The 11,548-nt window shown below is 70.8% G+C and carries 7 protein-coding genes and 1 pseudogene; 5 read left to right on the forward strand and 3 right to left on the reverse strand.

The genetic code is table 11. The features are described from left to right. The 3 genes and pseudogenes from P409_RS38880 to ggt all read left to right on the forward strand — a co-directional run. Positions 1-479, forward strand: a pseudogene (locus tag P409_RS38880) (hypothetical protein); the annotation flags it as partial. 122 nt (positions 480-601) lie between these two features. Beyond that, complete coding sequence (gene tyrS, locus P409_RS13925) at positions 602-1,846, forward strand: tyrosine--tRNA ligase (protein WP_034837472.1); 1,245 nt, start codon at positions 602-604, stop codon at positions 1,844-1,846. A gap of 148 nt (positions 1,847-1,994) precedes the next feature. Further along, positions 1,995-3,761, forward strand: coding sequence for a gamma-glutamyltransferase (ggt, locus tag P409_RS13930; RefSeq protein ID WP_152613373.1), 1,767 nt, complete (start codon positions 1,995-1,997; stop codon positions 3,759-3,761). Positions 3,762-3,768: 7 nt separating this feature from the next. Here the strand turns inward: ggt and P409_RS13935 are convergent, their stop codons facing one another. Beyond that, the gene (locus P409_RS13935; RefSeq protein WP_034837478.1) at positions 3,769-6,969 is read right to left on the reverse strand and encodes a YhdP family protein; all 3,201 of its coding nucleotides are present in this window, start codon (positions 6,967-6,969) and stop codon (positions 3,769-3,771) included. Between the two features lie 80 nt (positions 6,970-7,049). Here P409_RS13935 and P409_RS13940 point away from each other — a divergent pair, with 80 nt between their 5' ends. Then, the gene (locus tag P409_RS13940; protein ID WP_052120594.1) at positions 7,050-10,037 is read left to right on the forward strand and encodes a bifunctional [glutamine synthetase] adenylyltransferase/[glutamine synthetase]-adenylyl-L-tyrosine phosphorylase; all 2,988 of its coding nucleotides are present in this window, start codon (positions 7,050-7,052) and stop codon (positions 10,035-10,037) included. A 3-nt stretch (positions 10,038-10,040) separates the two neighbouring features. Here the strand turns inward: P409_RS13940 and P409_RS13945 are convergent, their stop codons facing one another. Further along, the gene (locus P409_RS13945) at positions 10,041-10,616 is read right to left on the reverse strand and encodes a cupin domain-containing protein (RefSeq protein WP_161790394.1); all 576 of its coding nucleotides are present in this window, start codon (positions 10,614-10,616) and stop codon (positions 10,041-10,043) included. Positions 10,617-10,691: 75 nt separating this feature from the next. Here P409_RS13945 and P409_RS13950 point away from each other — a divergent pair, with 75 nt between their 5' ends. After that, positions 10,692-11,120 (forward strand): helix-turn-helix domain-containing protein, encoded by a 429-nt coding sequence (locus tag P409_RS13950; RefSeq protein ID WP_034837481.1) that lies wholly within the window; start codon positions 10,692-10,694, stop codon positions 11,118-11,120. 18 nt (positions 11,121-11,138) lie between these two features. On the opposite strand, the gene P409_RS13955 is transcribed toward P409_RS13950, so the two are convergent. Beyond that, positions 11,139-11,548, reverse strand: a 410-nt coding sequence (locus P409_RS13955; protein WP_238578684.1) for a hypothetical protein, incomplete at its 5' end; no start/stop codon positions are given.

Genomic DNA, 11,548 nt, shown 5'->3' on the forward strand with positions numbered 1-11,548 from the left:
TCTCGCGCTTCGGCGTGATGTTCTTCGACGACCCGGCCGGCGCGTTCGCCAACCTGCACGGCGCGCTGAAGCCGGGCGGCCGCCTGGCCTTCGTGTGCTGGCGTGCCATGGCCGAGAACGGCTGGGCGACCGTGCCGCTGGCCGCGGCGCTGCCGCACCTGCCGCCGCTGCCGCCCCCGGTTCCCGGCGCGCCGGGGGCCTTCGCTTTCGCCGATCCCGACCGGGTCCGCGACATCCTCGGCCGCGCCGGCTTCTCCGGCATCGGGGTCGTTCCCTTCGATACCAGAGCCGGGGTCGGCGACCTCGACCAGACGGTCACGCTGATGCTGCGCAGCGGGCCGGTCGGCGGGGTGCTGCGCGAGCACGAGGACAGGCGGGATGCCGTCGCCGAGGCCGTGCGCCGCGCGCTGGCGCCGCACCAGACGGCGAACGGCGTGCAACTGGACGCCGCCGCCTGGATCGTCACCGCCACGGCCTGATCCGCTCCGCCGAGGGAAGTTCGGTTTGAGGCGCGGGCCGCCCTCGTGCTACAGCGCTTTGTCAGTTCTGTCAGTCAGTGCTGACTGACAGAAGATACACTTCCGACAAGCAGTCGACGCTCATGACCGGATTCCGCTCCGACTTCCTGCGCACCCTCGAGGCGCGCGGCTTCATCCATCAGGCGACGGATGCCGAGGGCCTGGACGCCCTGGCGGCGAAGGACGGGCTTACGGCCTATATCGGCTACGACGCCACGGCGGACAGCTTGCATGTCGGGCATCTGGTGCAGATCATGATGCTGCGCTGGCTGCAGAAGACCGGCGGCCGGCCGATCGCGCTGATGGGCGGCGGCACCACCAAGATCGGCGACCCGTCCTTCCGCGACGACGCGCGGCCGCTGCTCGACAACGCCACGATCGACGCCAACATCGCCTCGATCCGGCGGGTGTTCTCGCGTTTCCTCGATTTCGAGGCCGGCGCGATCATGGCCAACAACGCCGACTGGCTGGACGAGCTGGCCTACATCCCGTTCCTGCGCGAGGTCGGGCGGCACTTCACCATCAACCGCATGCTGAGCTTCGATTCGGTGAAGCTGCGGCTGGACCGCGAGCAGCCGCTGACCTTCCTCGAATTCAACTACATGATCCTGCAGGGCTACGACTTCCTGGAGCTGGCGCGCCGCCACGACTGCGTGCTGCAGATGGGCGGGTCGGACCAGTGGGGCAACATCGTCAACGGCATCGACCTGGCGCGCCGCATCGCCCAGCGCGAGCTGTACGGCCTGACCTCGCCGCTGCTCACCACCTCCTCCGGCGCCAAGATGGGCAAGACCGCGGCCGGCGCCGTCTGGCTGAACGAGGAGCGGCTGCCGGTCTACGACTACTGGCAGTACTGGCGGAACACCGAGGACGCCGATGTCGGCCGGTTCCTGAAGCTGTTCACCGAGCTGCCGCTGGAGGAGATCGACCGGCTGGCGGCGCTGGGCGGGGCCGAGATCAACGACGCCAAGAAGATCCTGGCGACCGAGGCCACCGCCCTGGTGCATGGCCGGGAGAAGGCGGAAGCCGCGGCCGAGACTGCGCGCCAGGCCTTTGAGCAGGGCGTGTCGGCCGAAGGCCTGCCCTCGATCGAGGTGCCGCAGGCCGAGCTGGCGGCCGGCATCCAGGCCTTCCGCCTGTTCGCCCGCGCCGGCCTCGCCGCGTCGAACGGCGAGGCCCGGCGGCTGATCCAGGGTGGCGGCGGCCGCGTCAACGACGCGGCGATCGCCGACCCGGAGCAGGTGATCGGCGACCGCGACATCGGCGCCGACGGCGTGATCAAGCTGTCCGCCGGCCGCAAGAAGCACGCGCTGGTGCGCCCGGCCTGACGCTGCAGTGACGCCAAACTGACCCCACTAATACATCGTTAGTGGGGTCAAAATGCATCCATTGCGGCCGCCCGGTCGACGGCGCAGCATTCTCCCCTGAGTCTCGCGTCCCAAGCCGGCGCAGCCATAGGACAACAGGAGGGGCATGATGATCCGGCATGCAGTGGCATCGTTGGCGCTGGCGGCCTGCGCCCTGGGCCCGATGACGGCCGGGGCCGCCTCCCCGCCCGCGGTCGAGGCGCCGGACGGCATGGTGGTGTCGTCGCAGCACCTCGCCTCCGACGCCGGGGCCGAGATCCTGCGGGCCGGCGGCAACGCCGTCGACGCCGCGGTCGCCACCGGCTTCGCCCAGGCGGTGACCAATCCCTGCTGCGCCAATATCGGCGGCGGCGGCTTCATGGTCATCCACCTGGCCAAGGAAAACCGCGACACCTTCATCAACTTCCGCGAGACCGCGCCGGCGGCAGCGACCAAGACGATGTATCTCGACGCCGCCGGCAACCCGGTCAAGGGCGCCAGCCTGTACGGCTATCTCGCCGTCGGCGTGCCGGGCAGCGTGCTGGGGCTGGACACCGCCCTGGCGAAATACGGCAGCATGACGCGCGAGCAGGTGATGGCCCCTGCCATCAGGCTGGCGCGCGAGGGCTTCGTCCTGACCCGCGGCGACACCGACATCCTCGATGCCGGGGCCAAGCTTCTGCAGCAGGACCCGGTGGCGGCGAAGATCTTCTTCCGCCCCGACGGCTCGGCCCTGCAGCCCGGCGACAGGCTGGTGCAGGCCGACCTGGCCGACACGCTGGAGGCCATCGCCAAGGGCGGGCCGGACGCCTTCTACAAGGGCGCGATCGCGCAGAAGGTCGCGGCGGCGATGCAGGCCAATGGCGGCGTCATGACCGCCGACGACTTCGCCGCCTACACCGTCACCGAGACGGCGCCGGTCACCTGCAGCTATCGCGGCTACGTCGTCGTGTCCTCGCCGCCGCCCTCCTCCGGCGGCACCACGATGTGCGAGATCCTGAACATCCTGGAGGGCTATGACCTGAAGGCGCTGGGCTGGCATTCCGCCGCCGGGGTGCATCTGATGGTCGAGGCGATGCGCCACGCCTATATGGACCGCAACACCTATCTCGGCGACCCGGCCTTCGTGCGGAACCCGCTGGACCGGCTGCTGAGCAAGGACTACGCGGCCGAGATCCGCAGCAAGATCCTGCCGGACAAGGCGACGCCGTCGAAGGAGGTGCAGCCCGGCGTGCCGCCGCATGAGAAGACCGAGACCACCCACTATTCCGTCGTCGACAAGGCCGGCAATGCCGTGTCGGTGACCTACACCATCAACGGGCTGTTCGGCGCCGGGGTGATCGCGCCCGGCACCGGCTTCCTCTTGAACGACGAGATGGACGACTTCACGGTCAAGCCCGGTGTGCCGAACCTGTTCGGCCTGGTGCAGGGCGAGGCCAACGCCATCGCGCCGGGCAAGCGGCCGCTGTCCTCGATGGCGCCGACGCTGGTGACCAAGGACGGCCAGATCGTGATGGTGCTGGGCAGCCCCGGCGGGTCGCGCATCATCACCATCACCTTGCAGGCGGCGCTGAACATGATCGATTTCGGCATGGCGCCGCAGGAGGCGGTGGACGCACCCCGCATCCACCACCAGTGGCTGCCGGACGAGGTCTATGCCGAGCCCTACGCCCTGTCGCCCGACACGGTGAAGCTCCTGGAGCAGATGGGCCACAAGGTGACGGTGCAGTCGCCGTGGGGCGCCACCGAGCTGATCGCCCTGCAGTCTTCGGCCACCGCCGCGTCCGGCCCCGCCTCCTCGGGCAACGACCGGGCCTTCGGTGGCAAGATGCTGCCCGGCTTCGTCTACGGCGCCAACGACAACCGCCGCCCGGCCGGGCTGGCGGTGGGCGAGTAGCCGAAGGTCAGCGCTGGCGATCTCGCGATGAGGGCGGTGGCCGCGGCGGGGCTGCCGGCCTCGGCGTGCCGTCTCCGCTCGACGGAGTCTCCTCAAAGAACAGGCGGCGCAGGAAGCCGGGGGCCAGCACCGACAGCGGGTTCACCGAGACCGAGGGGTCGGCGAAGGTGCCGCGGATCGTGTAGGTGAAGGCGAACAAGCCGCCGCCGGCGCCGCCGGTCAGGATGTCGCCGATCAGCGGGATCGAGCTGATCACGCTGTTGATGTGATAGATCGGCACGATCGTGCCGGCCAGATCGATGGTCTCGGCCCTGAGGTCGATCACCCCGTCGAAGGCCAAGCCCAGGTCGCCGCCGGCCCCCCGCCCCTGCTTCAGCGTGATCCGCCGCTGCACCGCGGCATAGGTGAAATCGGCGTCGAGCCGGTTGAAGGTCAGCCCGCTGGTGCCGAACAGGTCCTGCAGACCGGAGGGCGAGGTGGCGGCCAGCAACCGCGCCATGCCCGGCGCGTCGCGCAGCACGAAGCCGCGGGCGTCGAGCTGGCCGTCGATCGCGCCGGTGACGCCGTTGCGGGTGCCGGTGGCCAGCAGGCTGCCGCCGGTGATGTTGTCGGCGATATCGAAGATGCGCAGCGTCTCGCCCGCATCCTCGCTGCGCACGGTCAGGATCTGGCGGTCCGGCTGGCCCTGCTGCGGCGTCAGCCGCAGGTCCATCGGCCGGCCGCCGGGCAGCTGCGCCGCCAGGGTCACGTCCTGCAGGTTGGTGGTGCGGCCGACCGCCCGGCCGTGCACCGCCTTGAGCGAGCGCTTGTCGCCGAAGGACAGCTCCGCGACATCGAAGGTGGCGTCGATCTGCGGCCCGGGCGCGGGATCCGCCGGGCCGGTATCCGTGGCAGGCTTGTCCCGGGCGGCGCGCCGCTGCTCGAGGATGCCGGAGACGTCGAGATGAGAGCCGGTGAGCGCCAGGCGATAGCTGTCGGGACCCAGCACCTCGACCTGGCCCTTGACGTCGTTCGGCCCCTGTCGGAACGAGGCGATGCTGAGCTGCGACAGCGATCCGTCGCGGGTGAAGTCGGCGCTGCCGGAGGCGGTGATGTCGCCGCCCGAGACGCTGAACTGCGAGACCTTGCTGACCCGCTCTCCCGCCAGGGCCAGGCTGACCGTCGCGTTCGCCCTGCCGCCCGTCGGCTTGACCCAGCCGATCGGGTCGATCGCGATCCGGGCCTCGGTCAGGTCCAGCTTGGCGTCCAGCGTCGCCATGCCGCCGGAGCGCTTGGCGTAGTCGAGATCGGTACCGATGGTGCCGTCGACTGGCCCGATCGCCGGGATCTTCAACGCCTCCCGCGCCGCCGGGGTCAGGCTGGCCTGGGCCGACACCCGGGTCTGTACGGCCGAATCGTCGAAGGCCTCGTGCCAGGAGAAGGCGACCGGCACGGTGTTCACCTGGCCCTTCCCCGCCAGCGTCATTCCCGCCTTGTCCAGCGTCAGCCTGGCATCGGTGCCGGCCAGGTCGTAGCCCGGCTTCACCCCGCCGATGCCGACATCGCTGAGCGTGCCTTCCACGCCCATGCGGACCGCCTCGAACGGCAGCTCGGCCAGCAGCGAGAAGCCGAAGCGCAGCCGCGCCGCCGCCCGGCCCGACATCCGGTCCGGCACCAGCCCGACCTTCCTGGCATAGCCGAGCCGCGGCGTATCGAGCACCGACATGATGGTCTTCACCGGACCTTCGACCCGGGCATCGATGTCGATCACCTGGTCGTGCAGGTCGAGCCCGGTGATGGTGATGTCGGAAGGCTGCAGCACGATATCCTGCAGCGCCCCGCCGGCCGTGGCGATGCGCATGGTCGACTGGTTGAAGCTGGCCGCGGCATTGAGGCCGGTGATCGGCGGCAGCCCCTTGAAATATGTCACCGTCAGGTCGCGCGCCTGCATCGTGCCGTCGGCCGCCACCAGCGTCACCGCCTGCGGGTTGGACAGCGGCGCCCGGGCCTGCAGGCTGAACTCGGTGCGGTCGATCACGCCGTCATGCAGGTTGGCGGCGATCCAGTCGTGCAGCCCGCTGGGCACGCCGGGAGGCCACAGGCTGTCCAGCAGATCGACCGGCATGCCGGTGACAGCCCCGACCGTCATCACATCGATCGCGTCGCCGGCCGCGTCGACCTGACCGGACAGAGAGATCTTCGGTCCGCCGAGATCGATGGTGAAATCGTCGAGGGTCAGGCGCCGCTTGGCCAGGTCGACCGAGCCCGACAGGCTGGCGCGGGCGGCGCTGAACGGCGCCGTCCACAGCGGCGGCAGCAGCAGCCTTGTGTCGACGCTGGTGAGCGAGAAGCGGCCGCCCGTCGGCTGGAAGCGGGAATCGAAATCGGCCTCGAGCCGGCCGGACACCGGGCTCTCGATCGCCTCCAGCGGCGCCAGCACCGGGGAGATCCGGGTCAGCGCCGCCGGGATGACATTGCCGAAGGTGACCGTCGCCTGCCCGCTGCGGGTCGCGCGCAGATAGCGGATCTCCGCGCCCAGCTGCGCCGTGCGGCCGCCGGAGACGACGGACAGTGCCGCCTGACCCTCGACGCCAGTTCCGGTGCGGCGCAGATCGGCCGAAGCCTTGGGCGCGATCCAGCTGCGGCCCAGCATGCGGTCATCGATGCGAACGCTGCCGTCGACCAGCGTCAGGCGGGTCAGCGAGGCGATCGGGTTGTCCTCGCTGCCGATGCGGGTGTCGAGCGCGGCCAGCAGGTCCTTGACCACGTCGCGGGTCGGCGCCCCCTCGGCCGGGGTCGACGGCCCGCCTTCCGCGGCCTCGCTCTCCCCGAGCCCGAAGCTGAAATCCCCCGCCTCGGTCCGGGTCACCCGCAGATGCGGCCGGATCAGGTCGATGCGCAGCGGCGCCACGATCCCGCGCAGCAGCCTGGGCATGCTGACATCCGCCGAGCTTTCGGGGATCACCGCGATCAGCGTGCCGCCCTTCTGCCGCACCCGCAGGCCGCGCGCGGCCAGCACCACCGGCCGCTGGAACCCGTCCCAGCGCAGGGCCAGGGCGTCGATCTCGACCGTGGCGTTGCTGTCGGAGATCGCCTGCTCGACATAAGGGGTCAGGAAATCGATCTCGAGCGGCCCGGAGGACAGCCGCCACGCCAGCACGACCGCAGCCAGGGCGAAGCCGGCGACCGCCAGCCCGACGATCTCGGCCAGGATCTTCAGCGCCCTCATCCCGAACGTTTCACCCTCGCTTGACCTGCCCCTGCGGGACCCCGATGCTGCGCCCGCACCTTAGGCAGTTGGACAGCGAGATGCCACGTTACGACGCCAAGCCGGCTGATGCCGTCTGGCCCCGCGCGGGCGATCCCGACCGTGCCCGGCGCGGAGTCGAACGGTGGCTTGAACGCGCGACCGAGCAATCCGATCCCGGCCTTCGTGATTTCATCGCCGCCCTGCCCGCCGACCCGCGGGGCCGGGCGCTGCTGGAGGCGGTGTTCGGCGGCAGCTCCTACCTGACCGAGCTGGCGCTGAAGACCCCGGCGACGGTGCAGCGCTTCCTCGCCGATGGTCCGCACGCCGCCGTCACGACGGAGCTGGCCGCCTTGCGCGCCGACAGCGCGGCCGAGGCCGACACCACCCGGCTGATGCAGGGCTTCCGCTTGGCCAAGCGGCGCGTCGCGCTGCTGATCGCCCTGGCCGATATCGGCGGGGTGTGGCCGCTGCAGCAGGTGACCGGCGCCCTCTCCGACCTGGCCGAGACCACGCTCGACCTCGCCGTGGCGCATCTCCTGTCCCGCGCCGCAGCCCGCGGTCTGCTGCGGCCGGAGGCGGTGGCGGCCTCGGACGCGTCCGGCCTGATCGTGCTGGGCATGGGCAAGCTGGGCGCGCGCGAGCTGAACTATTCCAGCGATGTCGACCTGATCATCCTGTACGACGCCGACAAGGTGCCGACCGACCGGCCGGACGACCTGGGCCAGACCTTCTCCCGGATGACCCGCGACCTGGTGCGGATCATGGAGGAGCGGACGGTCGACGGCTATGTGTTCCGCACCGATCTGCGGCTGCGGCCCGACCCCGGCGCCACGCCGCCGGCGGTGTCGCTGGCGGCGGCCGAGAGCTACTATACCAGCCTGGCGCAGAGCTGGGAGCGCGCGGCGATGATCAAGGCCCGGCCAGTGGCCGGCGACCGCGCCGCCGGCGACGAGTTCCTGGACTTCCTGACGCCCTTCATCTGGCGCCGCAACCTGGACTTCGCGGCGATCCAGGACATCCACGCGATCAAGCGGCAGATCCACCACCATCACGGCCATGGCACCGTCGCCATCGAAGGCCACGACCTGAAGCTGGGCCGCGGCGGCATCCGCGAGATCGAGTTCTTCGTGCAGATGCAGCAGCTGATCTTCGGCGGCCGCGAGCCGAACCTGCGGCTGCGCGGCACCGTCGCCGGGCTGGCGGCGCTGGCCGAAGCCGGGCGGGTCGACCGCGACACCGCCGCCAGCCTCGCCGAGTGCTACCGCTTCCTGCGCCGGGTCGAGCACCGTATCCAGATGCTGGAGGACCACCAGACCCACGCGTTGCCGGCCGACCCGCGCGAGGTCGACGCGCTGGGCACCTTCCTCGGCTTCCCCGACGCGGCCTCGTTCCGCACCACGCTGACCGACACGCTGCGGCTGGTCGAGAGCCGCTATGCCGAGCTGTTCCAGGAGGACCGGCCGCCGGAGGGCGCCGTCACCCTGGTCTTCGCCGGGGTCGACGACCATCCGGGCACGGTCGAGACGCTGCAGCGGCTGGGCTTCGCCCGGCCGTCGGAGGCGATCGGCGTGGTGCGTGGCTGGCTGCACGGCCGCTACCGCGCCCTGCGCAGCGAGCGGGCGCGCGGCCTGATCACCGGGCTGGTGCCGCGGCTGCTGTCGATCGTCGGCGGCACGTCCGACCCCGACGCCACGCTGCAGCGGCTGGACGGGTTCCTGGCCCGGCTGCCGGCGGGCGTCCAGCTCTTCTCTTTGTTTAACGTCAACCCCGATCTCCTTGATCTGCTTGTCGATATACTCGGTTTTGGCGGCCGGATCGCGGATTATCTGACAGCCCATGCCGGCCAGCTGGAGGCGGTGCTGGCGCCCGGCTTCTTCAGCACCCTGCCGGGGCGGGAGGCGCTGCAGGAACGGTTGACGGCGGAGCTGGCGACGGCACGCGACTTCGAGGACATGCTGGACGTGCTGCGGCGCTGGACCAACGACCAGCGCTTCCGCGCGGCGGTGCATATCCTGCGCCGCCTGTCGGAGACGCCGGCCTGCGCCGCCTTCCTGTCCGATGTCACCGAGGTGGCGCTGCAGGCCCTGGTGCCGCGGGTGGAGGCGGAATTCGCGCGCCGGCATGGCCGCTTCCCCCAGGGCGGGCTGGCGCTGCTGGCCATGGGCAAGCTCGGCGGGCGGGAGATGACGATCCGCTCCGACCTCGACCTGATCATGATCCACGATGCCGGGGCCGAGCAGGAATCGGACGGCGAGAAGCCGATCAGCCCGATGGTCTACTACACCCGGCTGATCCAGCGCCTGGTCTCGGCGATCACCGCGCCGACGGCGCAGGGCGCGCTGTTCGAGGTCGACATGCGGCTGCGCCCCTCCGGCAATGCCGGGCCGCTGGCGACCAGCCTGGAGGCGTTCACCGCCTATCAGCGCGGCGATGCCTGGACCTGGGAGCACATGGCCCTGACCCGCGCCCGGGTGATCCATGCCGACGGGCCGCTGAGCGAGCGGATCGAGGCCGAGATCCGGTCGCTGCTGGCCCTGCCGCGCGACCCGGACAAGCTGCGCCGCGACATCGCCGAGATGCGCGGCCGGATGGCGCGCCAGCGCGACACCGGCGACATCTGGAACATCAAGCATTTCCGCGGCGGGCTGGTCGATGTCGAGTTCATCGCCCAATACCTGCAGCTGCGCCACGCCGCCGAGCATCCGGAGATCCTGCACCAGGCGACGTCCGAGGTGCTGCGCCGCGCCGGGGCCGCCGGAATCCTGCCCGAGGACGAGGCGGAGAGACTGCTGCGCGCCCTGGCAACCTGGCAGCGGGTGCAGGCCTTCCTGCGCTTCGCCGTGGAGGACAAGTTCGACCCGGCCGAGGCGTCGGAGGCGATGATCCGCGGCCTGCTGCGCGCCGTCGCCGAGGATGCCGCCGCCGACCCGCCGGAGGATCTGGACGCCGCCGCGGCCGGGATGCGGCAGCAGGCGGCGGAGGTGATGGCCGTGTTCGACCGGCTGATCGGCCCGCCCCCGCCGCGGGAGGAGAAGGCCGAGGGCTAGGGGTCAGGCGCCCGCCGTCCAGACACCGTCCCGCTCGACATATCGCGTCATCAGCTGACGTTCGGCCTGGTCCTTCAGGTCGTGGCTGGTGAAGCGGTAGTAGAGTATCGATGCCGACGTGCACCGCACCGCGTGGATATCGCCCGGCAGGAAGATCCGGGCCTCGCCGGGGCGCAGCCGGTACACCTCCCGCCGGACGAGCCTCACCCGCCCCTCGGGGTCCTGCACGCGGCCATAGGTCGCGATCTCGGTCTCTCCTTCGTGGACGGCGTAAACGACCCAGCTGCGGCCATGGTCGTGGGGCGACCAGAATGTCCCGAACGCCTCGGCATGGGCCAGGAGCACGAACCCGTGCGCGGGATCGCGATAGAGCTCTCTGGCCGCGGGGCGATCCCGCTGCAGCGCCACCAGCCATTCTTCGGTCGCCGGCGCCCTCGCGAGCGCTTCGATGCGCGCGCGGGTGTCGGCGACCAGCTCGGAGGTCAGCGTCCCCCAGGTCAGCCTGGTCCCCTCGATGAAGGTCTGCAGTGAATTTCTGACTCCTGCCGGCGCGCCGGCATGCGGATACGCGGATTCCATCATTCGGTCCTCACCATTGGCTTTCTGAGCGGGAGAGCGCACCATACGACCTCAAGTCAACTTGAGGTCAAGCCCATGAATGACCTGGATATCGGGCAGGTGTCGGAGCGAACCGGCCTGCCGGCATCGACGCTTCGCTATTACGAGGAGCAGGGCCTGATCCGGTCGATCGGCCGTCGGGGGTTGCGCCGGCAATTCGCGCCTGATGTGGTCGAGCGGGTGGCGCTCATCTCGCTCGGGCGCGCCACGGGATTCTCGCTCCAGGAGATCGCCCTGATGTTCGCGCCGGACGGAAGGATCGAGGTCGATCGCGGCAAGCTGGCGGCCAAGGCGCAAGAGCTGAGCATCACCATCCGCCGGTTGCGCTCGATGCGGGATTGCCTGCTGCACGCCGCCGCGTGCCCGGCCCCCTCGCATCTGGAGTGCCCCGCGTTCCGCCGCCTGATGGTGTCCGCGACCTCCGGCGCCATCGGCAAGCGAAGGAGCAGGCGCGGGTTGCCCTGATGCCCGCGCCGCCGGCCGTCAGCCGGTCTTCTCGATGTTCCGCTGGCCCTTGCTGCCGTCGTCCTTCGAGGTCTCGACCAGGCCGGCATCGACCCGCTTGGAGAACTCGGTCTCCACCCCCCGGGCCAGCTGCCCGGCCTGGCTGACCCAGCCCTCGCGCTCGATCCGTCCGGGAAAGGCTAGGAACGAGCCGACCCAGTCGACATTGGCCTCGGTCCAGGCCGCGATCTGGTCGAAATGCCAGACCCCGAGCCCGTGCAGCCGGCCCTCGTTCTGCGGGCCGATGCCCTTGATGCGCTTGAGGTCATCGGCCTTGCCGCCGCGCGGGGCGGCCAGGCCCGGAGGTTTGGCGCCGGGATGGCCATCCTCCTCGGCCGGCGCGGCAACCGGGGTCACGACCGGCGCCAGGGCAGCCGGCTCGACAGCCG

Source organism: Inquilinus limosus MP06, assembly GCF_000767795.1.
In the GTDB taxonomy this organism is placed as follows: Bacteria; Pseudomonadota; Alphaproteobacteria; order DSM-16000; family Inquilinaceae; genus Inquilinus; species Inquilinus limosus_E.

Excerpts from the sequence above, each read along its gene's own strand:
- P409_RS13940 (WP_052120594.1), top strand. The coding sequence starts at position 7,050 with ATGCCACGTTACGACGCCAAGCCGGCTGATGCCGTCTGGCCCCGCGCG.
- P409_RS13945 (WP_161790394.1), bottom strand. The coding sequence starts at position 10,616 with ATGGAATCCGCGTATCCGCATGCCGGCGCGCCGGCAGGAGTCAGAAAT.
- tyrS (WP_034837472.1), top strand. The coding sequence starts at position 602 with ATGACCGGATTCCGCTCCGACTTCCTGCGCACCCTCGAGGCGCGCGGC.
- ggt (WP_152613373.1), top strand. The coding sequence starts at position 1,995 with ATGATCCGGCATGCAGTGGCATCGTTGGCGCTGGCGGCCTGCGCCCTG.
- P409_RS13935 (WP_034837478.1), bottom strand. The coding sequence starts at position 6,969 with ATGAGGGCGCTGAAGATCCTGGCCGAGATCGTCGGGCTGGCGGTCGCC.
- P409_RS13950 (WP_034837481.1), top strand. The coding sequence starts at position 10,692 with ATGAATGACCTGGATATCGGGCAGGTGTCGGAGCGAACCGGCCTGCCG.